The sequence below is a fragment of the Cupriavidus malaysiensis genome (assembly GCF_001854325.1).
GTDB lineage: Bacteria > Pseudomonadota > Gammaproteobacteria > Burkholderiales > Burkholderiaceae > Cupriavidus > Cupriavidus malaysiensis.
Genome location: NZ_CP017754.1, coordinates 3,744,445 through 3,769,662, shown reverse-complemented (window position 1 = coordinate 3,769,662; position 25,218 = coordinate 3,744,445). Strand labels below are relative to the sequence as shown.

General features: G+C 60.4%; 21 protein-coding genes. 11 read left to right on the top strand and 10 right to left on the bottom strand.

Features of this window, described 5'->3' with window-relative positions:
- The 11 genes from BKK80_RS17045 to BKK80_RS16995 all read left to right on the top strand — a co-directional run bounded on the left by BKK80_RS17045 (position 1) and on the right by BKK80_RS16995 (position 13,347).
- Positions 1–3,396, top strand: a complete 3,396-nt coding sequence (locus BKK80_RS17045) for a methyltransferase domain-containing protein (protein WP_157903246.1) — start codon at positions 1–3, stop codon at positions 3,394–3,396.
- A gap of 8 nt (positions 3,397–3,404) precedes the next feature.
- Positions 3,405–4,442 carry a GHMP family kinase ATP-binding protein gene (locus BKK80_RS17040; protein ID WP_071037971.1) on the top strand — a complete coding sequence of 346 codons (1,038 nt, stop codon included), beginning with the start codon at positions 3,405–3,407 and terminating at the stop codon, positions 4,440–4,442.
- On the top strand, positions 4,439–5,020 hold the full coding sequence (locus tag BKK80_RS17035) for a D-sedoheptulose 7-phosphate isomerase (protein WP_071037972.1): 582 nt from the start codon (positions 4,439–4,441) through the stop codon (positions 5,018–5,020). Before BKK80_RS17040 ends, BKK80_RS17035 begins: the two co-directional genes overlap by 4 nt.
- On the top strand, positions 5,017–5,727 hold the full coding sequence (locus tag BKK80_RS17030) for a nucleotidyltransferase family protein (protein WP_071070289.1): 711 nt from the start codon (positions 5,017–5,019) through the stop codon (positions 5,725–5,727). Before BKK80_RS17035 ends, BKK80_RS17030 begins: the two co-directional genes overlap by 4 nt.
- Positions 5,727–6,293, top strand: coding sequence for a D-glycero-beta-D-manno-heptose 1,7-bisphosphate 7-phosphatase (gmhB, locus tag BKK80_RS17025; protein WP_071037974.1), 567 nt, complete (start codon positions 5,727–5,729; stop codon positions 6,291–6,293). The genes BKK80_RS17030 and gmhB overlap by 1 nt, the downstream gene beginning before the upstream one ends.
- Before the next feature lie 105 nt (positions 6,294–6,398).
- Positions 6,399–7,160, top strand: a complete 762-nt coding sequence (locus BKK80_RS17020; protein ID WP_071037975.1) for a glycosyltransferase — start codon at positions 6,399–6,401, stop codon at positions 7,158–7,160.
- A gap of 8 nt (positions 7,161–7,168) precedes the next feature.
- Positions 7,169–8,251: an MraY family glycosyltransferase gene (locus tag BKK80_RS17015; protein WP_071070287.1), complete on the top strand. Its 1,083-nt coding sequence runs from the start codon at positions 7,169–7,171 to the stop codon at positions 8,249–8,251.
- Between the two features lie 927 nt (positions 8,252–9,178).
- On the top strand, positions 9,179–9,562 hold the full coding sequence (locus BKK80_RS35640) for a GtrA family protein (RefSeq protein WP_084084725.1): 384 nt from the start codon (positions 9,179–9,181) through the stop codon (positions 9,560–9,562).
- A 22-nt stretch (positions 9,563–9,584) separates the two neighbouring features.
- Positions 9,585–10,637, top strand: a complete 1,053-nt coding sequence (locus BKK80_RS17005; RefSeq protein WP_071037977.1) for a glycosyltransferase family 2 protein — start codon at positions 9,585–9,587, stop codon at positions 10,635–10,637.
- 184 nt (positions 10,638–10,821) lie between these two features.
- Entirely contained in the window at positions 10,822–12,906 is a 2,085-nt protein-coding gene (locus BKK80_RS17000; protein WP_071070283.1) for a hypothetical protein, read from the top strand.
- Positions 12,907–12,915: 9 nt separating this feature from the next.
- Positions 12,916–13,347 carry a hypothetical protein gene (locus tag BKK80_RS16995; RefSeq protein ID WP_071070281.1) on the top strand — a complete coding sequence of 144 codons (432 nt, stop codon included), beginning with the start codon at positions 12,916–12,918 and terminating at the stop codon, positions 13,345–13,347.
- 86 nt (positions 13,348–13,433) lie between these two features.
- On the opposite strand, the gene BKK80_RS16990 is transcribed toward BKK80_RS16995, so the two are convergent.
- The 10 genes from BKK80_RS16990 to cysC all read right to left on the bottom strand — a co-directional run bounded on the left by BKK80_RS16990 (position 13,434) and on the right by cysC (position 25,100).
- Positions 13,434–14,612: an acyltransferase family protein gene (locus tag BKK80_RS16990; protein WP_157903245.1), complete on the bottom strand. Its 1,179-nt coding sequence runs from the start codon at positions 14,610–14,612 to the stop codon at positions 13,434–13,436.
- Between the two features lie 82 nt (positions 14,613–14,694).
- Positions 14,695–16,584: a tetratricopeptide repeat protein gene (locus BKK80_RS16985; RefSeq protein ID WP_071037980.1), complete on the bottom strand. Its 1,890-nt coding sequence runs from the start codon at positions 16,582–16,584 to the stop codon at positions 14,695–14,697.
- A 52-nt stretch (positions 16,585–16,636) separates the two neighbouring features.
- Positions 16,637–17,029: a GtrA family protein gene (locus BKK80_RS16980; RefSeq protein ID WP_071037981.1), complete on the bottom strand. Its 393-nt coding sequence runs from the start codon at positions 17,027–17,029 to the stop codon at positions 16,637–16,639.
- Between the two features lies 1 nt (position 17,030).
- A complete protein-coding gene (locus BKK80_RS16975; RefSeq protein ID WP_084545658.1) occupies positions 17,031–17,948 on the bottom strand; it encodes a class I SAM-dependent methyltransferase in 918 nt (305 codons plus the stop codon).
- Between the two features lie 92 nt (positions 17,949–18,040).
- Positions 18,041–19,996 carry an NAD-dependent epimerase/dehydratase family protein gene (locus BKK80_RS16970; protein WP_071037983.1) on the bottom strand — a complete coding sequence of 652 codons (1,956 nt, stop codon included), beginning with the start codon at positions 19,994–19,996 and terminating at the stop codon, positions 18,041–18,043.
- A gap of 21 nt (positions 19,997–20,017) precedes the next feature.
- Positions 20,018–20,929 (bottom strand): transketolase family protein, encoded by a 912-nt coding sequence (locus BKK80_RS16965; protein ID WP_071037984.1) that lies wholly within the window; start codon positions 20,927–20,929, stop codon positions 20,018–20,020.
- Positions 20,926–21,711: a transketolase gene (locus BKK80_RS16960; RefSeq protein WP_071037985.1), complete on the bottom strand. Its 786-nt coding sequence runs from the start codon at positions 21,709–21,711 to the stop codon at positions 20,926–20,928. Before BKK80_RS16960 ends, BKK80_RS16965 begins: the two co-directional genes overlap by 4 nt.
- On the bottom strand, positions 21,708–23,276 hold the full coding sequence (locus BKK80_RS16955) for a hypothetical protein (RefSeq protein WP_071070280.1): 1,569 nt from the start codon (positions 23,274–23,276) through the stop codon (positions 21,708–21,710). The genes BKK80_RS16960 and BKK80_RS16955 overlap by 4 nt, the downstream gene beginning before the upstream one ends.
- A gap of 285 nt (positions 23,277–23,561) precedes the next feature.
- A complete protein-coding gene (locus BKK80_RS16950) occupies positions 23,562–24,353 on the bottom strand; it encodes a hypothetical protein (RefSeq protein WP_071070279.1) in 792 nt (263 codons plus the stop codon).
- 114 nt (positions 24,354–24,467) lie between these two features.
- Positions 24,468–25,100: an adenylyl-sulfate kinase gene (gene cysC / locus BKK80_RS16945; protein WP_071070892.1), complete on the bottom strand. Its 633-nt coding sequence runs from the start codon at positions 25,098–25,100 to the stop codon at positions 24,468–24,470.
- Positions 25,101–25,218 lie beyond the last annotated feature (118 nt).

Below are 25,218 nucleotides of genomic sequence, written 5' to 3'. Positions count from 1 at the left end.
GTGCTTAACTTTACCGGCGAACGATTCGTTCCCACCGAAGAAGGGGCGATCCGCTACGAGCATATGCACCGCTACAGCTGGTCGCTGGATATAGCTGCCGGCAAGGACGTGCTCGACATCGCCTGCGGCGAGGGATATGGATCCGCCCTCATGGCGACCCGCGCGAAGTCGGTTGTTGGCGTGGACATTTCCGATGAGGCGGTCGCGCACGCGCGCGAACGCTACCAGCAGCACCAGAACCTGCGTTTTGTGGCGGGCAGCGCCACGGCGATTCCCCTGCCCGATGCCAGTGTGGATGTGGTGGTGTCGTTCGAGACGATCGAGCATCTGCTCGGGCACGAGGAGATGATCAAGGAGGTCCGCCGGGTGCTTCGTCCCGACGGCGTGCTGGTCATGTCTTCACCGAACAAGAAGGTCTATTCCGACGACCGCGATTACCACAACGAGTATCACGTCAAGGAACTCTACTTCGACGAGTTCGATGCCTTGCTGCGCTCGTGTTTTGCCAAGGTCAGCTACTATGGCCAGCGGCTTGCCACCAGCTCGGTGCTGCTGCCGCTGGATGGGAGCCAGGCAGCGTACCAGGCGCTGACGATGCGCGGCGACGTGGTCAAGGCAACCACGGTGTCGGCCGACGATATGATGTACTTCGTCGCCATCTGCTCCGCCGCGGAGGTGGAGTTGCCGGCAGGCCCGGCTTCGGTGTTCTTCGAGGAGGGCGTGGATCTCTACGCCGAGCGGGAGGAGGTCGCCAGGTGGGCGGGGCGCCTCAGCGAGGAGGAAGCCTCGGTGCGCAAGCGCCTTGGCGAGCTGCAGGCCGAGTTCGACGAGCGCACGGCTTGGGCGTTGTCGCTCGACCAGCAAGTTTCGTCGCTTCGGGCCAAGTATGAGAATACGGGCCTGCGGCGGTTGCAAAAGCGGTTCCGCCGCCGTGCGGCGGCGGCCGGCCCGAGTGTGTCTGACTCCGCTCCAGCTCCCGCCATGCCGGCTCCGCAATCGGGCGGCCTGTCGTGGCCGGTGGAGGCGTTGGATGCGGCGGCCTATTTCAAGCACGAGCTCGAGCTGGCGCGTCTGGAGCACGACCGGCTGCTCGGCAAGATCGCGGCCGGAGAGACCGAACTGAAAGCCATGCGCCGCTCGCTTTCCTGGCGGATGACGGGTCCGCTGCGGTTTGCTTCGCGGCTCGCGCGGGGCGACTTCCCCGCAGTGCTCGACAACCTGCGTTCCTCGCTGATCCGGATCGGTCGCGAGGTCTACCAGCGCGCTCCGCTGTCCAAGAAGTGGAAGGATCGTAGCGTCGGTGTTGCCTACCGCGTCGCCGGCCCGTTATTCAAGGGCATGGTCCACTATGAGGTGTGGCGGCGCCATCGCGCCGGCATGGCGCTGACTCCGGTCGGGCTGGGTCCGGTCGCGGCCGGTGATGTCGACGAGGTGCTCGCCAGCCTGAAGCTGGAAGAGGTGGCGGAGCCGGTGGTGTCGGTGATCATCCCGACCTACGGCAATATCAGCCACACCCTATCGTGCGTGCGCTCCATCTGCGCGCATATGCCGAGCGTGCCGATCGAGGTCATCGTTGCCGAAGACGTTTCCGGCGACCAGGAAATCCTGCGCATGCAGGAAATCCCCGGCCTGCGCTTCGTGATGAACGAGGTGAATCTCGGCTTTATCCGCTCGTGCAACCATGCCGCAAGCCTGGCGCGCGGAAAATACCTGTATTTCCTGAACAACGACACAGAGGTGACGCCGGGATGGCTCGACACCATGCTGGCGCTGTTCGACAAGGAGCCGGACTGCGGCATGGTCGGCTCCAAGCTGGTGTATCCGGACGGCCGCTTGCAGGAAGCCGGAGGCATCCTGTGGCGTGATGGTTCCGCCTGGAATTTCGGTCGCCTCGACGAGCCGACCCGCAGTGTCTACAACTACGTCAAGGACACCGATTACTGCTCTGGCGCATCGCTGCTGATCCCGACGGCATTGTTCCGCGAACTGAACGGCTTCGACGAATGGTATGTTCCCGCCTATTGTGAAGACTCGGATCTGGCGTTCCGCGTGCGAGCGGCCGGCAAGCGTGTACTCTACCAACCGAGGTCGGTGATCGTCCACTATGAAGGCATTTCGCATGGCACCGATACCGGTGGCGGCATCAAGGCCTACCAGGTGGAGAACCAGAAGAAGTTCCACGAGCGCTGGCGCGAGGTGCTGAACCGCGAGCATTTCGACAACGGCACCAATGTGTTCCATGCCCACGAACGCTCGGCCGGTAAGAAGACCATCCTGGTCATTGACCACTATGTGCCGCAGCCGGATCGCGATGCCGGGTCCCGTTCGATGTGGTGTTTTCTGCGTGTGCTACAAGGCATGGGCCTGAACGTGAAGTTCTGGCCTCAGAATCTCTGGTACGACCCCGACTATGTCTCGGCCCTGCAGCAGGCAGGCATTGAAGTGTTCTATGGCGGGGAGTTCCAGAACGACTTCGGTGGCTGGATCGCGGAGCATGGCTCGCTGCTCGACTATGTGCTGCTGAGCCGGCCTTCCGTCGCCAAGGAGTTTTTGTCTGCGGTGCGCGCCTGCAGCCGTGCCAAGGTCCTGTTCTACGGCCATGACCTGCACTATGCGCGCCTGCTGAATGAAGCAGAACTGACGGGCTCGGAGGCTGCTCGCAGGGAGGCTGCCGCCATGCGCGAGCTGGAGCTGACGCTGTGGAAGAGCGTGGACGTGGTTTACTATCCGTCGCCCACCGAGACCCAGACGGTGCTGGAAGCCTTGCCGGGGGCAAAGGCGCACACGGTACCGCCATATTTCTTTGACGCGGCGCCGGCCGGCCTGTCCGAGCGGTCGCCGCAAGGGCGCAGCGGCATCCTGTTCGTCGCGGGATTCGGCCATCCGCCCAATGTCGATGCGGCGAAATGGCTGGTGCACGACATCATGCCGCTGATCAGGGCAAGCATGCCGGGTGTCCATCTCTGGCTGGTCGGTTCCAACCCGACCGCGGAAGTCCAGCGACTGGCCGCGGATGACATCACCGTAACGGGATACGTGACCGACGAGCAATTGCTGGAGTACTACCGCATCGCGCGCGTTGCGATCGTTCCGCTGCGTTTCGGCGCAGGCGTGAAGAGCAAGGTTGTGGAAGCGATGAACTATGGCTTGCCGCTGGTGACGACGCCCGTGGGTGCGCAGGGCCTGGATGGCCTGACGGACGCCGTGCCCGTTTCCGACGATCCTTGCAAGGTGGCCATGGAGGTCGTGGCATTGCTTGGAAACGACGATCGCTGGCGTGACGTCGCGGAGAAGGGCAGCGCCTACATCTCCGGTCGTTTTTCCGCGCAGGCGATGGAGGATGTCTTCCGGCTCGACATCGACCCGGGCCCCGCTGTACACAATCCTGCAAGATGAGCTCAACGATGTCGCAATTCTCTCTCGTCCGCGCTCGCGCACCGCTCCGTCTCGGCCTTGCTGGCGGCGGCACTGACGTTTCTCCTTACTCCGACGATTTCGGCGGCCTGGTGCTGAATGTCACCATTGATAAGTTCGCCTATGCGACCATCGCGCCGCGCGACGATGGCCGGGTCGAACTGATAGCGGCCGACAGCAAGCGTAGGTGGACCGGCCAGTGCTCTCCGGTACTCCAGCGCGTCGACGGGCTCGACCTGCACGTCGGCGTCTACAACCGCATCGTCAAGGACTTCAACCAGGGGCAGCCGATTCCCGTGTCCATCACGACACACTCGGAAGCGCCCCCGGGGTCCGGCCTCGGCTCCTCGTCGACCATGGTGGTTGCCCTGGTCCATGCATTCTGTGAATTGCTGTCCCTGCCGCTGGGCGAGTACGAGATCGCGCACCTGGCCTACCAGATCGAGCGCGTGGATCTCGACATGGCCGGCGGTAAGCAGGACCAGTACGCGGCGGCCTTCGGCGGTCTGAACTTCATGGAGTTCTACGGTGACCGGGTCATCGTGAACCCGCTGCGCATAAAGGCCAATATCAAGGCTGAGCTGGAGTCGTCGCTGGTGCTGTTCTACACCGGCGTCTCCCGCGAGTCGGCGAAGATCATTGCCCAGCAGACCGCGCATGTGAAGAGCGGCGAGCAGAAATCGCTGAACGCGCTGCATGCGGTAAAAGAAGAGGCTGTGCGCATGAAGGAGGCGATCCTGAAGGCGGACTTCGATGGGTTCGCGGACTCGATGCGCACTGGTTGGGCGTCGAAGAAGAAGATGGCGGACAGTATCAGCAATGCCTTCATCGACGAAATCTACGATGCGGCGATAGCCGCTGGTGCGCTGGCCGGCAAGGTCTCCGGTGCCGGCGGCGGCGGCTTCATGATGTTCTTCGTCGATCCGGCCCGAAGACCGGACGTGATGCGAACCCTGGCAGAATTCAGTGGGCAGGTCTTCACCTGCAACTTCACTGAAAGCGGTGCTCAATCCTGGAGGATGGCGTGAGAGCATTCATTGAGCAGGAAATCGATAAGACGATCAGCACTTTTGCCAGGATCCGGGCGGATGAGGAGCTGATTTCGCGCGCCGAGCAATGCGCACTACAGATCTGCGAGGCGCTCAAGCGAGGCAACAAGGTGCTGCTGGCCGGCAACGGTGGCAGCGCCGCCGATGCCCAGCATATTGCCGGCGAGTTCGTCAGCCGTTTCAACTATGACCGGCCCGGCCTGTGCGCGTTCGCGCTGACCGTGGACTCCTCGGTGATGACCGCGATCGGCAACGACTACGGCTACGAGAAGCTGTTTGCCCGCCAGGTTCAGGCCGTCGGTGCCAAGGGGGACGTCTTTTGGGCCTACTCGACGTCCGGCAAGTCACCCAATGTGCTGCTGGCCATGGAGGAGGCGCGCAAGGCCGGCTTGCTGGTGATCGGCTTCACCGGTCAGAATGGCTGGGCCCGGCCCGAGTTGTGCGATCTCTCGATCGAGATTCCGGCCGCCGCGACGCCGAAGATCCAGGAGGGGCACCTGCTGCTGGGCCATATCATCTGCGGTCTTGTCGAAGCCGCTATCTTCCCACGTTTATGAAGCCTGCCATCATCCTTGCCGGTGGACTCGGCACCCGTCTGCGTCCCGTGGTGGGCGACCTGCCCAAGCCGATGGCCGATGTCGCCGGCAAGCCGTTCCTGTGGTGGCTGCTGAAGCAACTCGAAAACCAGGGGCTGCGCGACGTCTATCTCTCCGTCGGATACCGGCACGAGCAGGTTCGCGCAGGCATGGGTGAGCGCTTCGGCGAAATGCGGCTGCACTACATCATCGAGGACGAACCGCTCGGCACGGGAGGGGCGATCCGGAAGGCGATTTCCGGCATTCCCGGTGAGGACGTGCTGGTGTTCAATGGCGACACGCTGGCGGTCGTCGACCTGGCCGCCTTCGTCGCGGACGCGGAAGCGAGGGGGACGGATGTCGCACTGGCAGCAGCCAGCGTGCCGGATGCTACCCGCTACGGCACCGTGGAAATTGACGAGGACAGGCGCATTCGCGCCTTCATCGAGAAAGGCCGCGAGGGCCCGGGTCTGATCAACGCGGGCGTCTACCACCTGCGCAAGGCAGCCTTGGCCGATCGGGCCGACCTGCCGCAGCGCTTCTCGTTCGAGCAGGATTTCCTCGGCCGCTTCATCGATGAGATATACCTCGGTGCCTTCCCCGGTGTCAGGGATTTCATCGATATTGGCGTACCCGATGACTATGCGGCGGCTCAGACCAAGGTGCCTGCGCTGATTGCGGAGATGTGATGGGCGTACCGGCTTTGTTTCTGGACCGGGACGGAGTCATCAATGTGGACACGGGCTACGTGCACCGCCCGCAAGACTGTGTGTTCGTCAGTGGTATCTTCGAGCTGGTTCGGCGCGCCAATGCGGCCGGCATGCTGGTGTTCGTGGTAACGAACCAGGCCGGGATCGCGCGTGGCTACTACGACGAGGAACAGTACCAGGCGTTCACGGGCTGGATGCTGCAGCGTTTCGCGGAGCAGGGCGCCAGGATCGAGCGGGTTTACCACTGCCCGCATCACCCGACCGCCGGACTCGGCGACTATCTGCGGGTCTGTGATTGCCGCAAGCCCGCTGCGGGCATGCTGTTGGCTGCGCGTGATGCCTACGGGCTGGAGATGGGCAATTCGGCGATGGTCGGCGACACGGCGACGGACATGCAGGCCGCTGCTGCTGCCGGGATAGGCCAGCGCTGGTTTTTTCGCCACGCCGGCGGTACTGCTGCGCCGGGGGAGGCTGAGGTAAGCTGCACGGTTGTCAGCGCCCTGGAGGAGATCGATCCGGCCATCGCGCTGGCTCGGCGGCCCTGAGTCTCCAAGCGAAACACACTGGTGCGCGAGCGTCTCTCGCCGCCAACCGACGGGAAGTCGCGCAGCGCGCAAGGGTGCCCGCTGCGCTTGTGCGCGTATTACGGAATGCAGATCACTTTCTCCATCGTCAGCCACGGCCAGTCGGCACTGCTGCCTCCGTTGCTGGAGCAGTTGCAAGTGCTCTCGGCAACGGTGTCGCTGCGGGTCATCGTCACTGAGAACATCCCGGACAGCCGGCCCGGACTGCCCGACTGCCCGAGTTGCCCGATCCAGTGGAAGGTGAACGAGCAGCCGAAAGGATTCGGCGCCAACCATAATGCTGCGTTCCGCGAATGCACGACGCCTTTGTTCATGGTGCTGAATCCCGACGTGCGCTTCCCTCCGGATGCGGGACTCGAAGCCCTGATGGCACAGGTCGCGGCCCACCCTGGCGTGGCGGGCCCGCGCGTGCTGTCGCCGGATGGACGGGTAGAGGACAGCGCGCGGCGCGTTCCCGGGCTGCTGCGCCTGGTGTTGCGCCGCCTGCGCGGGGTTTCCGAGCCCGACTACGCGGTCGGCACGCCGGTGCAGCAGGTAGACTGGATCGCCGGCATGTGCATGTTGTTCGATAGCCCGAGCTTCGCGGCCGTGTCCGGCTTCGATGAGCGCTACCACCTCTATTGCGAGGATATCGACGTCTGCCTGCGCTTGCATCGCCTGGGGCGCAGCGTCGCATGGGTACAATCTGCCCGCGTGATTCACGATGCGCAGAGGCAGAGCCATCGCGACCTCCGCTATCTCCATTGGCATGTCAAAAGCCTGGTTCGGCTGATGACATCGGCAAGCTATTGGAGTTTCCGTCTTTTTCCCACGAGCAGGTATTCGTAGAGCGCGCAATGTTCGATTTCTTCTGGGTGCCGCTGATGGTGGCGCTGGTCAGCGCCGTGGCGACGCTGAGCCTGCGGCCGCTGGCTCTGCGAGGCGGCTTGCTTGACCGGCCGGGTGGCCGCAAGCGACACGATGGCGATGTGCCTCTGGTGGGGGGCATTGCAATCACTTTTGCGGTCTGGGTGGGTGCCATCGTCTTTATGCGGGAACAGGGGCACTACATCGCCTTGCTGGGCGGCCTGACCGTGCTGGCGATGGTCGGCGTGGTCGACGATCTGAAGGGCATGACGCCATTGACCAAGCTCGGATTCCAGATCTTCGCCGCCATCCTGATGACGTCGTGGGGGGGCGTGTTCCTGATGTCCCTGGGCGATCTGATGGGCAAGCGTGAGATCGAGCTGGCTAACTGGGGGATCCCGCTGACCCTGTTCGCCGTCGTTGCCGTCATTAATGCCATGAATATGATGGATGGCCTTGACGGCCTGGCGGGCGGTCTGGCATTTATCATTTTCGCGTGGTTTGGCTATCTTGCGGGCGAAATCGGCAGTAACTCCGCGCAGCGGCTATGCGTGGTGCTGTGCGGTGCGCTGCTGGGCTTCCTCTTGTTCAATATGCCGAACCCGCTGCGTGGTCGGAAGCGTGTTTTTCTTGGCGATGCTGGCAGTCTGATGCTGGGCTTCGGCATTGTCTGGTTTGCGGTCGAGTTGTCGCAGCCCGTCTACAATGCAGGCCGTCATGTCCCGCCGGTGTTGATGCTGTGGATCGCTGGATTCCTACTGATCGATCTGCTGGCAGTGGTGACACGGCGTATGGTTTCAGGTCGCAATCCGTTGTCGGCCGATCGCACGCATTTGCACCATGTACTGATTCGCATGGATTTGCCGCCGGTGCTGGTCGTGTGGATCATTCTTGCCAGCAATGCGTTGCTCGGACTCATCGGTGTGGTCGCATGGAAGGCGGGTGTTCCCGATAATTGGCTGTTCCTTGGTTTTCTGGTGGTGGCGGTGATTCATATGATGATCATGCACAATGCCGCGCGATTCCTGCGGCGTGGTCGCAGGCTAGTGGCGCAGCGCCGGCGCACTGATTAGCAGGGATCGTGGTCAGGGGATGCAATTTCGTTTGTGTGTGCGCTACGCAGGAAGCCGGCGCCATCCTCTTGGCAGCGATTTGCGCTGCAGGGCACTAGCTAAGGTGGTCAAGGCAGCGTCGACGCGCGCGATTTTGTCGAATTTGCATTGATCTCCGCGGGTAGCGGTCAGTGTCAAAATCAAGCTGATGCGCACGCAACTTGAAAGAGTTGGGTTATGCGGGTCTGATGGTGGCAGTGAGTGCTGTAGGCGGAGTACTCAATCGATAACCTATTTTTGACGGGCTTCCCGGATGAGTGCCCGTGGATCTCGGTGCTGCATCGGGGTATGTGATGGGAGGGCTGTAGTCATCCTGTCCCGTGGCGCCCCCCACGATAGCTCTGCATTGCCGATCAGCATGTGCATTGGCTGCACAGCAATAAAGGAATGCCAATATTCTTTCTGTTGCTTCCCGTTTCTGATCTGATCATCGTCTGGATTCAACTCAATAGCATTACCCAATCGTATAACGGTTGGGTCCTTCGGGTCCCGAGCGGAATGCTCATGAGGAAACGATGGTCCAGGAGCCGAAAGGGTAGCGTTGCCGAAGTGCTGTCCTTGGCGCTTGAGAGCACCTAATTCCCAATTAGGCCCCGGTCGCTTCCGAACCTTGTCCTCGGGTGAGCCGCGCATTGCCTGCTAGACCGGCTCGATGTTGGATTCGACGCATGTCAAGGGCCAGCGGGACATCAGATACGCTAGAATCACGGGTTGCCCAATAGGGCGATGCGCCGCTTCTTCCGATGCGTTTTTCCCGTATCCACAAGATTTCGGCCGATGTAGCCCTGGAAGCTCAACATCGATTGTGATGTAGGCGCCTCTGGCTGGGTTGTGGGGTGAGTTGTGTAGTGCGGCACCGGATACAGGGAGTCGCCGTGGAGAGGCGAGATGAGCTTGATAAGACAGGGTGCTTCGTATGGAGTCATCGGAGGCATTCAGTTAGGAGTGGACTGGCTCTGCTTCTTTTTGTTGACCTCGTCCGGTATAGGTGCGGTGAAGGCCAATATTGCTGGCAGAATACTTGGGGCATTGCTGGGTTTTTGGTTGAATGGCAGAAATACTTTCTCTGCCCAAATCGAGAGCGAGCTTGGGTTTAGGCATTTTTTTAGATATGTTGTGCTGTGGTTGGGTACTGCGCTGATCAGTACCTTGATTATTGCCTCGGTAGATTTGATGCGGGGGATTCAGCTGGCCTGGCTGGTAAAGCCGGTTGCCGATGGATTGCTGGCTGCGGCAGGTTTCTTAGTATCCAGGTATTGGATTTATCGCTGAATAAATTTAAGAGATTCGCGGCATGATTGACAGAAATTTTAATATCGCTGGCGATGAATCTGGTATAGCCGTCGTCATTCCTTGCTTCAAGGTGAAGAGGTTCATCTTGTCCGTCATCGAGCGTATCGATGGTCTGGTGTCGGCTATCTATGTTGTCGACGACGCCTGCCCAGAGGGGTCCGGCGACTACGTGAGGGAGCATTGCACCGATCCGCGTGTGATCGTTGTCAAGCATGAGAAGAACAAGGGTGTTGGCGGTGCCGTGATGACCGGCTATCGCGCAGCGATTGCGGACGGTGCTAAGGTAATCGTCAAGATCGATGGTGACGGCCAGATGGATCCGTCGCTGTTGCGCGAATTTGTAATGCCGATCCTAGGCGGCGAGGCCGACTACACCAAGGGTAACCGCTTTTACGATCTATCCAATATCAGCCGCATGCCGGCGGTGCGGTTGTTCGGCAACGCAGGTTTGTCGTTCCTGGCCAAGCTCTCGACGGGATACTGGAACATCTTTGACCCGACCAATGGCTATACTGCGATTCACGCTGACGTGGCAGCGAAACTGCCGTTCGACAAGATTAGCGAGCGCTATTTCTTCGAGACCGATATCCTGTTTCGTCTTTGCACCTACCGTGCCGTGGTGGTAGACGTCCCGATGGATGCTGTATACGGGGAGGAGGTCAGCAACCTGAAGATCTCGCGCATCCTGGGTGAATTCCTTCGCAAGCATCTGAGAAATTTCGGGAAACGCCTCTTCTACAATTATTTTCTGCGAGATGTTTCGCTGGCGTCGCTGGAACTGGTATTCGGGGTGCTGATCTTCTGCTTTGGCCTGATATTCGGTGCCTACCATTGGCAACACTCGACGTCGACGGGCATCGCAACGCCGATGGGCACCTTGATGATCGTTGCCCTGTCGCTGTTGTTCGGTCTGCAACTGTTGCTGGCGTTCGTCGGATATGACATTGCCAGCGTACCCAGGCGGCCCATTCATCGCTTGTTCACGATACGCAGGGCGCTGCGCAAGCGATCTGGGCAAGCGGCTGACGTGGCCAACATGTCGATCGGCGAGTAGCCCAAGTCTGCATTCGCGATCCCGTTTGAATCGACAGGTCCTTGCTGCTCAGGGCCGATCGTCCTGGCAATGACGATCAACCCATAGCGAGCGAGGGCGTCGCTGGCGTGCAAGTATTGCGGCATGCTGCCGTGCCGCGCCCAGTCTGGCCTGACTGGGGCGCTATCCATTTGACTTCCTTGACATGACTTCAATCGCCCGCTATCTGCCAGCCAGGTTTCTGCTTTGGTTGGGGCCGGTCCTGATCGTGGCAGGATTTGCCACGACCACCGTGAGAACGGAATGGCAGGGCAATCGCATTGTGGAATTCCTTGCAATTGCCGGCACTTTGCTGGCAATTGCAGCGGTTCTGACCAAGGTGAAGCGCTGCTCGGCTAGCACGGCGCTGGCCGGGATTGCCGTCGTCCTGCTGTGCACGCATGCTGGCTTTGGTCCGGCAGCTGCCATGATGCTGTTCGGTGGTGCGGCGCTGGGTGTCGGTTCTGCGCTGGTGCCGACCATGGGGCGGAGGCGCTGGGCGCTTGCCTTGCTCATCGGCATGGTCGTATTGGGCGGAGCCGCAGGTTGGCTCCTGCCCTTCCCGATCCACAAGCCACTGATCTATGTGGCCGCAATGCTGTCAATCTGCCTACTGCGATACCGCGTGATCGCCCGCGCTGTGCGCGATTCCCTGGCCGGCTGGCAACTTGCGGTTCGCGATGCGCCCCATGCGTCATTTTTTGCTGTCGTCGTGCTTTGTATCTCGTCAACCAGCCTTTGGCTGCCGACCGTGCAATATGACGATATGGTGCTGCATCTGTCCTTGACGGACCAGTTGCGTCAACTCGGCTACTACAGAATGGACGCCGCCACTCAGGTCTGGGCAATGACCCCCTGGGTGGCCGACATTGTCCAGGCAATGGTGGCCGTGGTAGCCACTCAGGAGGCCCGTGGCCTGGTCAATGCGGTTTGGTTTGTCTTGGCAGCGTACTTTCTGTGGGATATCGGCCGGAGCCTGGGCCTTTCCAGCCGATTGCGCTGGCTCTCGGTCGCTGCCTTTGCCAGCCAGCCACTGATCTTGCCTCTGCTGGGCAGCATGCAAGCAGAGACGTCCCTCACCGCGGCCAGTGCTGCGGCCGTTGCGGCGGTACTGTATCTCAAGCAGGGAACGGGACGCCATCGTTCGATCGTCGCAGTTGTCCTCCTGTGCGCCACCCTGATGGCGTTCAAAGCGACACAGGTGCTGCTTGTTGGTCCGTTGGTCGTCTGGACGCTTTGGGGGCGGCAGCTTGGGCGCGATCTGGCGGTCGTTGCCAGGTGGTTTCCGCTGGTGCTGCTGATTGCGGGTTCAAGCTATTTCTATGGTGCGCTGATTACAGGGAATCCCGTTCTCCCGGTATTCAATGACGTCTTCCGTTCCCCGTACTATGACCTCGCCCGATTCAACGATATGCGTTGGCATACGGCGATGGGCTTGTCTACGCCGTGGGATCTTGCGTTCCATAGCAAGCGTTACATGGAGGCCTATGATGGTGCCGCGGGTTTCCTATTTCTGGGCCTGCTTGGCGGCGCAGTATTGGCCGCATGGTCGCGCAAGGTGTTGCCGGCACTTCTGGTGGTAGCGATCAGCCTGCTTGCGACTTTCGCGAGCATCCAGTACTTGCGATATATCTTTCCCGCACTCACTCTCCTGGTGCCACTGTCGCTTGCCGGTTTTCGGTGCTGGGGGATTCGCGACAGGGAGTTGGTTGCCGTTGTCGGCGCGATGGTCTTGCTCAATCTATCCTTCTTGCCCAGTGGCTCCTATCACTATCGCGAGCGCATCATCTGGGACACGTTCCGGCTGAATAGCGGAACCAGACAAATTGAACAGAACTTTGCACCGGAGAAGGTGCTGGCAGACTACCTGCTCGAGCAGGGCGGGCCCGAGGCGAGCGTCATTCTGACTGATCGTGAGCGTCCCTATATTGCCCCATTTGCAGGGCGGGCATTCACCACTGCATGGTATGACCCTTCGATGCTGGCGGCTTCCCGCAAGGCGGATGAGGATGTCAGTGGCGTGCTATGGGAGCGTTTGGTGCGTGCGACGGGCGTGAGTCATGTCGTCACCGGGCCCGGTTCGAGCAGGGCAGTGCTGGCGGCAGTCGATAGCATGCATGCGGTGCCGGTTGTGAGCCTTCGCGAAGTGACCCTGTGGGCGATTCCCGGTCGCGGGCCAGATGCGGTGCCGACTTTGCTCAATGTGCGTGGTGCCGCGCGCCATCAGATCTGGCCGTTTCGGGGGCAATAGGAGCGCGCCATGAAGAAATTCACTTTCGTCGCTTCGATAGCGGTATTGCTGGCAGCGGGAATCATGGTCGGGAAGTATCGTGCACCGGGGCCCGATGCGGTGCCGGGTGCGGCGCTATTGCAGGCGGCAGCGGGTGTGGCGGCAGTACCAGGTGTCGGATTCGATATCAGGTTGATGCCCGAGACTGAATGCACGGCCTTGCAGCATGGTGCCGTTGCCGAAGCGCAATGGAGTGTGGTCGGATCGGGGGTGCGTGCGGTCGAGTTGTGGATTCAAACGCCGGATGGCAAGTCCCAGCTCTGGGAGCGCGGCGGGCAGGAGGGCCGGAAACTGACAGGCCCGTGGGTGAAGGACGGGCTCTTGTTCGTACTGGTGGAAAGCCACTCGCACAAGCTGCTGGCGGCAAGCCATATCCACAAGGATCACTGCACGGCGCAGTGAGGCGGCAGTCCGTGTTGCAGGTAAAGGTGGCTCGTCCGAGAGGCAGGGCGAGCCACGATTGATTCCCCGTTCGCTTCCCGGTTCCGCTAAAGAGGGGCGGAGCGCTTGTCGCTCAATACGAGGGGTCGGGAGAAGGCGAGCCGTCTGGCAAACCGGATCGACGGCTTCTCCACGAGATGCCAGGAAAGCACCGCTGCTGCGAAGGTCAGCGGAATCGCGATCGTCAGGCCGACCAGGTTGTCCATCTCCGGTGCGTATGCCGCCACTATCTGCTGGATAGGGAAGGCCCAGAGGTAGACGCCGTACGAGTAGTCATTCCTGAGGCGGATGCGTCGCAAGATCCTGTCGCCGGAAAGGCACAGAAGGACATATGCGAACGCTAGATGGAACAGTGGAGCGGCAATTGCCGAGTGCCGTCCTGCCACGTAGGCGAGCGCAAGGATGATTCCGATCCTCCAACTGACAATGACACGATCTCGGAAAGCATATAGCAGCATGCCAGCCATAAGGAACGGTGGGGCGTAGAACGAGTACCCGGTCGGCTTGTTGACAATGCTTCGTAGCAGTTCGTAATTGGAGGTGTGGGTGGCAAGGTAGGCGATGCCCGCGCCAAGAATGGCCAGAAGGGCGACGAGCCTCAGCCGAGAGGAATAGGCCGAAATAAGCCCCGCGCCAACGACCATCAGGTAGCACATCAGCTCGAGTGGCAACGTCCAGAGGGATCCGTTTACAACCGACTTGATCGCATTGTGCTCAAAGATATGGGGCAGCGTCCACTGGATCCCCCAGAACAGCCCGACGTTCTTGAAGAAGTAGTCACGCGTCTCTTCGCCGAGCACCGCGCTGGCAAAGCTTCCCGTGGATAGGAGCGGGTATAGCAGAAAGGCAGTCAGGAAAACGCAGGCAATCAGCGCAGGATAAATGCGAGCGAGCCGGAGCGGGACGAATCGTATCAGCGACTGCTGGCGCTCATAGCTGGCGGATACCAGCATGCCGCTGATCAAGAAGAAGGTGTAGACGGCGAGGCTTCCCGAGTATTCCAGGCCCGTGTGTTGAAGGATGGGTTCTATGCGTCCGTGTGCCGGTTGCAGCCAGAACGAATGGCCGAACATGACGGCCAGTGCTGCGCACAGCCTCAGCAGGTCGAAGTTGTTGCCATCCCTATCCAGTATGGATGAGAGCTTCGTGCCACGGAGCAGGCTATGCCACCGGAAGGCGGCCACTGAATCTTGCATGTTCTGGTCTTGGTTGTTTGCCGCAGACATCGTTTCTGCGACTGCGGCAGGGGGACAAGCGCCGCCTTCGTTCCGCCAGCCTGACGCCGGCTGATTCGCGTCGATGCGTCGCTCAAGATCTGTCGTCTCGTCGCACAGTCTCCAAGGCCTGGTTGAAGGCCGGGTTGGGCGAGGTGCCGGCATTCGCGACTGCCTCGGCATACGCGTCTCGCGCTTCGTCCAGGCATCCGAGCGCTTCGAGCGCCTTGCCCAGGTAAAAGTGGCTGTAGGGATTCCGAGGAATCAATTCAGCGCTGCGCCGCAGGCAGAATTCAGCACGGTCCGGTGCATTGTAGGAGAGAAACGTGGTTCCGCATTTGAGAAAGCGGAATCCTGCAGCGTCCCCCGCGTGACCGACTTGTGGCGGTGATGTGAACTCCAGGAGATCCGGGTATTTCACAAGGTCCTCGGAACTGATGCCAAACTCCGACACCTCCGCAAGAGGGCTCTGTTTATCCATGACACGGGCGACGCTCCCATCCGAGCGGAACAGCCATGCTTGGTCTGGGCGATTGCGCTCCAGTTGATCCGGATTGATCCAACTCACTATCCCGCGCTCGGCGTTGATCCCCTCGATTGCCGACACGGATGGACTGTTGGACGGCAGCCATTCCGGGTAGCGCAGCACATAGAAGTGAACACCGGCGGGGGGGTGCATGGACAAGATGGCCTGCCAGTGGTCGTAGGGGCTGAAAGGCCCGTTCAGGCCGGAAACGACGACGGTAGATGGTCCGCTAGGAAGACCCGCGATCAGGTGTTGGAGTTCTATCACAAGGCGCTTCTGTCGGAGTTGGTTGTCAACGATCCATTTCTCTCTGGTGTACGTGCCTGCGAATCCGCTAGGGCTGCCGATGGCAAGAGCAAAGATAGCCGCGACGATAAGCCGGAATCCGGTTGTGCCGCGCTGGAAGACTGCTGCCAGAAGCAGCACTGGCGCGTAAAGCAGATATGCGCCGTTCCACGAATAGGCGGCATGGTGATGATTGGGCAGCACGGAATTGGGCAGCCACGCGAGGGCGCCGGCGGCAACGATCGCCAATGCCGTCAGGGCGATGGCGCTCGTGCTGCCGAAGGCCAGCGAAATACTCAAGAGGGTTAGTGTGATGATGGCCGCGCTGATCAGCGACATACCCTCTACGGAGTACTGTGCCCACTGCGCGAGGATCGATGCCGGGCGCAGGATGATCTGATAGGGCGAGCCGTCGAAGTTCGCACTTCCGGTGAAGGGAGATCCGTTGATCCGGTTGATCACGAAGGCAAGTAGGAATGCCGAGAGCACGATGGCGAGCGGTGCGAGCGCTGCCCGCACGTTCGACTTCATGTGGTAGAGCAGCCAGGCAGCCGCGAGCATTGCTGCCGATGCTGCATAGGTTTCTTTGATGAGGAAACCCAGCAGGGCCAGCAGGAACACCTGCCAGTCGGCATGCCCGCGGAGCTTGAGGTTCGCTGCTAGCAGCAGGAACAGAAATGACAACTGGGAAAAGACATCCCAAGTCGAGAATTCATACTGGTACGGATGCGACGCCAGCAGATAGGCGAAGGCCGATGCGGCGGCAAAGAATGGCAGCTTGATCTCGAGCTGGAATGCTCGGCGCATCATCATGGCGATGCCTATGTAGTTTGCCACGACGACGCCAAATGACGCGATGACGGATCCGTGGATGCCCAATCGCCCGAACAGGGAAAACAGCAGCAGTGCTAGTGGCCTGGGCTGTGTCAGGATCTGCAGGGCACCGCCCTCGCTGTAGGCAAGTGCCTGGGCAATGTAGTAGTCGGAGTGGTGCGGCCAGAATGGGTCATAGAAGCCTGGGAAGATGCAGGCCAGCACCACGGCATGCACGGCCAGGAATATCGTCGCAAGCGAGATGGCTTCAAACGCAGCGGGTTGCAGAACTCGTCTTTCTTGCGGCATATCGCACGTGTCGATGTGTCGTTGGTACGGGGTGGCCTTGCCGCGCGTCATCGTCGCCGGTGGCCGCCTGTTCAAGTTACCAGCGGCAAGGCTGGCCGGCGCCTCACGGGCCGGTTCTCCTGTTGAAAACGAACCGGGACATCAAGAGGAATGAGAGGCAGGCCAGCGGGGGCGTCAGCAATGCCTGGCAGGCGATCGGTCCTCCGACCAATGGGATGATCTCATGAGCGAGTCCCAGATTCAGGAGGTAAAGCGCGAGGTAGGACAGCACGAAACGGGGAAAGCGCTTGCGCGAAAGGTCGGCAAAGACCAGGCCGCCCGTGGTCAGGAAATTAAAGCCAATGCCCGCCACGTTGCCGGCGATGAGCGCGGCCCAGGGAGGGAGCCCAAGAAGTATGCACGCCGAGTAGGCACAGAAGCCGAATAGCGAGTTCAGCGCGCCCACCGCGAGAAAGCGCGGGAACCGCCCGAGCCGGTTGAAATGGAACGCTGGCACGTTAGCGGGTCGGTTTGAAACCGATGGCGGCGGTATTGCCGACATTGACGGAAAGCTTCAGTCCATCGATGCCGAGCGTGCTCAGTAGCGAGCTCGCCATCTTCTTGAGGCGGGGACTTAGTGGGGCAAGACGCGTCCAGTATCGCAGGGCATACCTGTTGGCGAAGGGGCGGACGGTCACGTCGACATAGCCTGTCGAGTCGAACAGTGTCCCGATGCTGCGCTGGGAGAAGAGTTGCATGTGCTCGATGTCGATGATCGGCGAACGCTTGCCCATCAACTTGTTGACCGGGCTGCGGTAGTCGTGCGTGACAGTGACGAATGCGCCGCCGGGGCGAAGCAGGTTCATCACCGAACTGGCAATCTCCTTTGGTTCGCGGACATGCTCGAGGGTCATGAAACAGCAGATCAAGTCGAACGATTCCGGTGCGTAGTCGCTCTCCCTGAAGATGCCTTCCCTGATCCAGGGGCGCCGATAGTCGGGGGCAGCGGCGATAGCGGCAGAGGAGGGCTCGATGCCCGCCACGTTTTCACATCCGAACGACTTGAGCACATCCAGGAAGACGCCGGTACCCGTTCCAATTTCCAGCGCGTCCTTGAGCGGGCGCTTCTTGGCGAGGCCGCTGACAATGCCGGCATAAGCGCGGGCAGCATCAGCAGCCTCTTCGCTGCTGTCGTACTCCGCCGCGTGGTACACCTCTGCGAGTGCGCTCTGCGATGGTGGGCGGTCCACATAAACGAGGTCGCACCGATGGCATTGAACCATCTGGTAGCAGAGGTACTCCGGCGCCTTGCGGGAGGCGAAGCTGAACTCGTTCAGCTTTGAGGTGTCGATGTGCTCCTCGAAGTAGATCTTCGCGGCCTCGGGGCTACTGCCACAGACTGGGCAAAGCCTCTCGTGACGGTTTTCCAGTTGCATTTGAGTCATCTGTGGGCGGAAGGTGAACCGACCGCCGCGCGTGTACGTTTCGGATGGGCGTGATGGCGCGAGCTCAGGAAGGGCCGGCTTCCTCATGGTCTTGCCGTCTGCTCTGAAACCTTCCCGTTGCGGATCAGCGCAGCGCGTATGAGTCGTGGCCTGCCCTTGACCTCGAGCATGATTTTTCCAATATATTCGCCCACTAGGCCGATTCCGAACAGGTTCAGGGATCCGAACATAAGTATGGCGATCAGCATGGTTGTGACGCCACGTGGTGCGATATCTGGGAAAGCGATGCGAAGTACGCCGATGATAAAAGCTGCAAGAATCGACAGCGTCAGCAACAGCAGGCCCGCCGTGGTCAGCATGGTGAGTGGAACGTTACTGAACGAAAAGATCCCCTTCTTGGCCCAGTCGATATTCTTGGTAAAAGAATTGGTGGTATGCCCGAACATGCGCTCGGGGCGGACATAGTCGACGCCGGTCTGACGGAATCCGACATAGGCGCGCAGCCCGCGCATGAAGAGATCCCGCTCCTCACAGGCCAGCAACCAGTGCACGACCTTGCGGTCGATCAGTGAGAAGTCGCCTGCATCGAGGGGGATCTTCACGTAGCTGAACGCCGCAAAGACACGGTAGAAGGCCTTATACAGCAGGCCCCAATGCCATGGCATCTCGCGCTGGATGCGCCGGCCGTACACAACGTCAAAACCCTTCTCCCACTGGGCATAGAACGCCTCGATGAGTTCGGGCGGGTCCTGCAGATCGCCGTCGAGCAGGACCACGGCATCCTTGGACGCCAGTTCCATGCCGCTACGGAAGGCCATCTGCGAGCCGAAATTCCTAGAATGCGAAATGCCAATGACGCGAGGGTCGCTCTTCGAGATGTCGCGAATCACCTCTTCGGAGTTGTCGGGGCTGCAGTCATTGACAAAGATGATCTCGTAGTCGATCTCCAGCTTCTGGAAGGTATCCGTGAGCCGGCGATACATGATTGGGATCGCCGGCTCATCCTTATAGCAGGCAATGATGGCGGTCACGCTGCGCCTACGGTTGCGTACGGATAGCTTCGAGCGCTCGGCAAGGTCTGCCGGGCTGAGTGTCTGCACCCACCGGGCGGTTGCCTGCAGGCCGTCGTCGAGCGCGATGCTGGCCTTCCACCCGAGCTGGAGCGCGGCCTTTTCGGCATTTGCATACCAATCGGCGAGGTCCCACGCACGGCCCTCCATCGAGCCGAATTCGGGTTCTTGCTCTACCTTGAACAATTCGCGCGTCAGCGTCGCCAACTCACGAATAGTCGTCTTCTTTCCCGAGCCGATGTTGAAGCTCTCGCCATACAGCGACGGGTTCATGCGGATGGCGGCGCTGATGAATGCCGCGCACACATCGTCGACGTGGATGAAGTCCCGAGAAGTTTCCGGAGCGACGAAAGGGGGAAGGTCGCCCGACAGTGCCTTGCGCAGCAGATTGGGAATCAGGCGCGAGCCGTCTTCGAGCGGTCCGTAGACAGAATACAGGCGCAGGTTCACGCAGGGGAAGTTCTGCTGCTTGCCCATATACCGCAGATACTCTGCGACTGCGGCCTTGGAGACCGCATAGTGGCTGTTGGGTTCCGTTACGGCATCTTCGCGGGGGGCTGCGCTATTGTTTCCGTATTCCGAAGAGCTTCCCGCATGCACGAACGCGGAAATTCCCTGCCTGGCCAACTGGCTTACCAGGCTCACAATGGAGTTGAAATTCGTCTGATAGATTAGATTGGGATCCTGCTCGAACGAGTAGGCTCCATACGCTACGCAGTCCATGACGGTTTGCGGCGCAATCGTATCGATCAGGTGCTTGACGGCCGCCGGGTCGTTGACATCGGTGCGCAGCAAGTTGCTGTCGGGTATATCCGACAGTCGCCAGAAGTTCCCGCCGCGAACCACGGCATAGACATCGCGGCGTATTGCGAAAATCTTCCTGAAGAGATTCGCACCGACAAATCCTGCTGCGCCGGTGATGACAATGGGGCCACGCAGCGCGCGGATTTCCGAGCTCAGATCAAGCATTGGTATCTATGTCTTTCGCAGTCAGGCGAGATTCAAAGCCGAAAGCAGGTGGCTTGTATCGAGTCCAGAGGCCTTGCGCAGATAGGTTTGCGAACCGTAACGCGCATAGTGATGAGACTTGGCGCAGAGATGCGTCACGCGCGCGGCGACGCCTTCTTTCATCAGGTACAAGGCAAGCTCGGACGCAAGGCTTCCTCGGGCGACGTGCTCCTCGGCAACGCAGAGCGTGCCGGTGCGCTCAATCTGGTCCATCAGCTCCCTGGGGACAGGATTCTGGCTGAGCGGCAGTTCGCTGACGGCCCACAGGGCCGGGCGCACGTTCTCGGGCTGCGCGGCAAGCGCCTCGATATAAGTGCCCGCAAGGGGACCTACCGCTACCACCGGCGTGCCCACCCCGGCTACGAGCTGGCGCCAGGGCGCATACGGTGGTGCCGTGTAGCCCTTGGGTGCTTCGCCGCGGCCAAGGCGCAGATAGGCGGATAGAGATGAGCCACCGGCGCGCGCTACCACAGCCGGGATATCTTCATCGAACACCGGCGTGAATGCCATCATATTGGGGAGGGTCAGCAGGATGCCGTAATCCTCGATGGCATGGTGAGTGGGGCCCATCACGCCGTAGCCGTAGCCACCGCCATTACCGATCAGCCGCACCGGCAAATTGTGGAAGCAGATGTCGTTCCGGATCTGTTCGAAGGGGCGGGCATAGCAGAACGGGGCGATGCTGTAGGCCCATGCATCCAGGCCCTGGCGCGCCAGCGCTGCGGCCACCGAGATCATATTCTGCTCGGCAACTCCGGCATTGATGAAGCGCTCGCCCATTACTGTTTGCAAGGGCTCCAGGGCCATGAAGCCGAGGTCGCCGGTCAGAAAGACCATGTTCGAGTCTTCGGCTGCTGCCCTGGCAACCAGGGCGTCGCATAGTTGCTTTCTCATGGCTTGGTAAGTTCCTCGATCGCTTTCTTGTAGTTGTCTTCAGTGAGGGGAAGGTAATGCCACTCCATGCGATCCTCCATGAAGGAAACACCCTTTCCCTTGGTGGTTTCCAGAAATATGAAATGTGGCCGGCCAGGTCGTTTGTCCAACGCCTTGCGCATCTGGTCAAGGTTGTGGCCGGGCACCACGTCCAGTTCGATATCGAAGCCACGCAGCTTTTCCCACAGCGGCGCCATCGACGCCACATGCGTGGTAGTGCCGAATCCCTGCAACTGATTGTGGTCGATGAGAACTGTCAGGTTCGTCAATTGCTGGTGGTGGGTGAAGATCAGGGCTTCCCAGGTGGAGCCTTCCTGCCATTCGCCATCCGAGGTCAGGCAAAAGACCCGCCCTTCCTTATTGCCCAGCCGCAGTGCCAGCGCCGTGCCGGTCGCGAGCGACAGGCCATGACCCAGGCTGCCGGTAGCGAACATGATGTCCTTAATGCCTTTGGCAGGGGGGTGGCCTGCCAGTAGCGTGTCGTCCTTATGAAAGGTGCTCAGCGCCTCTTCCGGCAACTTGCCTGCACTCCACAGGGCAACATAGAGTGCGCCCGCGGAATGGCCTTTCGAAAGAACGAAATGATCGTCCTTGCCGATGTATTCCTTGAACAGAAGAGCCAGCGCGTCGATGGCAGACAGGTTCCCGCCAGCGTGACCCACACCGCTCTCATAGTGCATACGAACGAGACGCCGGCGGATCTCCAGCAGGAGTTGGGGATCCAGTTTCTTGTCTTGAATCATGAGTGACCTCGGGTGGCTTTTTCCGTCTGCCTCTGCTCAGGCTTGAAGCCTACGTCTGGCATATAGGTAAATGCGTATGCGGAAGAATGGATAGCTAGCAGCCTCGCGAAGGCTTGCGGGTCCTGTTCGCAATGGATTTTGCGAGGGCTGCCTTCATAAAGCTCGAAGAAACGCCCGTCGATGAAAGTCCATTGGCAATGATCCCGTGAAGCCATCAGGAGCAAAGGTGCTCCTTGGGGAGCGGCCTTGGTATCGATGATGTCGCGCTTGGCCAGAGTTGCTGCGGCCGAAGCACTCATCATGTAGATATTCTCAAAGTATCTCGATAGATAGGTGTCGATTCCAAATAGAGACAGGCAGGCGAGGACACATGCCAGCGTTGGCAGCCATTTTCGTGAGTTGGTCGCCCCGCAAGCCCAGGCAAAGCAGAGAAGGAAAAGGCAGAACGGTGCATATATCCATCGCTGTTCCATTCGGATGGTCAAGGCCGGCGGCAACAGAATAAGAAGAAGCAGGCCGAGAAAGAACAATGGGATATATATACGCCCCGACCCGCTTGCCTTCATTGCAGATACGGCTCGCATCATGAGCCATATCCAGAGGCCGAGCACTACCGCCGCGGCCGCCAGGACGGCGCCGTCCATAGGGTTGCCGGAAGCGAGTCCAGAGAGGACATCATGACCAGCCAGAAAGTCAGGACCATGGTTGATCCCGCAGACGGAAAGGAGCGCCTGCAGGAAGCGGTCGAGACTGGACCGGACATCCGGCGCGAGGTGGGTCGAACCGGTGCCCACAAAGAATGAACTACCTAGCAGGCAGGTTTTGACAAGGAAATTGGCGACAGGAGTCAGTAGACTCAATAGTGCTGGAATGAATGCCGCCGCTTGCCGGCCAGGCCGCTTCAGAGCAAGGACGAAGAGTACGATCGCCAGCCAAGGGGATACCGCAAGATAGCGTTCGTGGGTGTGCAGGGCGAGAATCAGCGCACTCAGTGCGAGCCATTGCCAACGGCCGCGCTCCGGCTGTTGCAGCGCCTGGCTGATTGCCAGTAGCATGAGCAGGAAGAAGGTGAGCGCTACGGATTCGACCGGACCGGTGCCTTGAGTCACTTGGTACAAGGCAAAGCGAGAACTGGCGAAGACAAGCGTCAGGGCGATGCTTGTCATCCTGTTGTTCCTCGACAGGGCGAGCGCCAGAAAATAGAAGATCGTTGCGTTCAGGGTGTGAACTAACCCATTGAAAATCAGAAATGCGCGAAGATCTTCATGGGAAATTCTGGTCAGTGCAAACCAGATAGTGACGAATACCGGTCGGTACTTCTCATAAAAGACGCCGACCAATGCTTGCTCCCAACTGTGCACAAAATCCCCTTCGGGGCGGGTTGCGAGCAGGTTGTAAAGGTCGTCACCATAGAAGGCGGACGGCACCCAGGGCGCGAAGCGTAGATAAGTCACTCCGACAATGCTCAGCGCGACGAGCAGTCCAATGCACGTGGCCGTTTTCCTCCCCTCCGATTCTGCGTTCGAGAAGGCCGGAGCAAAAGGGGGGCTTTCCGGGCGTGGCATTCGTGTTCTGTTCCTGTTATTGGGAGCGCACATTGGGGCTAGGGCCGAGCCGGTACGTCGGGTAGCCCGCAGGATGCGGCCAGGGGGGGATTATGTCACAGGCCAATCGCCAGCCCGGTCGATTTAGCACGCACCCGGAGTCTCCCCCTGGATTTGGCGAGGGAGCCTCGCACCGACCCGTGGGTGCGCTCGCCCGGTGCGGGCAATCTGCGTGCCAGTGGGGCGGCGTTTTGCTAGTCGTTAGTCTAATGATTGAAGCATCCCAGCGCCCAGTGGCGCTGGTCGTCAGCGCACGTCTCGTCCATTCCGGTCCGCACTCAGGAAGGTGGCCTGCCGATACAGATCGAGGTCGAAGCCGTTCTGGCTCAACAAATCATCGAACAGCGAGTCTCCCAGTTCCGTCGCGATGCGCTCGATGCGGACGGAGAGTCTGTCCGCTCTGCCTTCGCTGCGGTTTAGCGCCGTCTCGGCGGGAAGAGCGATGGCGGGAAAGGCCGGCCGCAGCTTGCGCTGCAATGCGGATACCGATTCCTCGAAGCTGTCCACAAGGCCCACGAACGGCAACTCGCTCAGTCGGGCAGCGGCTACCAGGTGGTCGGCGCTGGTTGCGCGGGCGCTACGCATATCCCGTTGTCGTCCGGCGAGATGGATGGTCTGGAAATTGCGGAAGACGGCGGTACCCGCATCCGATAGGCCCCACTCCACGAACCCTCTAAGATCTGTGTTCTGAGCAATACGTACGCTGGGGCTGAGGCTGTCCGGTGCCTGGCGCCGTTCGAACTTGTAGACCGACTCGACCCGGTCGATCGGGTGACGAAGGAAGACGATAGGATGAACGCGCAAGCCCGGATGCATCGGCACCGGCAATCTGGCCTGATGACTGGAAACAACATCGAGCCGAGGATTGTCCAGGATGAAGTTGAGCAGGTCCTGGCTTGTCAGCGTGTCCCAGGGGTACTCGCCCTCGATGGCTCCATTGGAGCCGGGGAAGTTGGCGTGCAGGATGGCGTCGACGGTGGTGCCGGCATTCTTGAAGATGTGGTAGTGGACAATGACATCCCTGACGGCGTTGGTCATGATCGTTGTGGATGCGCGAGGTTGCGATGCATGGTGGTGACGGCGGCTCGCGTAGGCGAGGGGCTGTGGGTCGGCAGGGGGGCGATGGTGTGCTTCGCATCGCCCCCAAATCCTTCAAGGGGATGGTGAGGCCAGTTGCAGAAAGGTCGCGTCCTGCCGGGTGCTGCGGGCGAGGACCAGCCGGGCCAGCAAGCTGACGCAGTACGTTTCGTCGGCTGTCGTGGTGTCGATGGTCAGGTCTGGCGTCCGCGGCGGCTCATAGGGTGCACTGATACCGGTGAATTGGGCGATCTCGCCACGCTGGACGCGGGCATAGAGTCCTTTGGGGTCGCGCGCACGACACTGCTCAAGGTCGGCCCTCACGTAGACTTCTAGGAAATGATCGGCACCCACTATGCTGCGGGCGGTCTGCCGATCGAGCTCGGTCGGTGAGATCATCGAGACGAGGACCAGCAACCCCTGCTCATTGATGAGCTTTGCGATATGAGCTGCTCGGCGCACATTTTCATGGCGATCCTCGGCTGAGAACCGTAGGTCCTGGCAAATACCTGCTCGCAACTGATCGCCATCAATGCGCAGTGAGCGGATGCCCAGCCTGCTCAGCCAGCGCTGTGCTCCGTCGGCCAACGTCGACTTGCCTGCACCACTCAGGCCCGTCAGCCACACTGTCAGCGGCAGCGCTTCAAGCAGCGTACAAGCAGGCGCTGAGACTGTGCTCCCATGCGGTGCAAAGATCCGATGTGTCATCGTCGGAAAGGGCTCGCCATGCATCTGTGGCGCGCACACTGGCGAGCTGCATTATATTGTGGGGACTTCCTCTTTATACCTTGCCCTGACAGGCGAGCAAGGCAGGAACAGAGGGAGA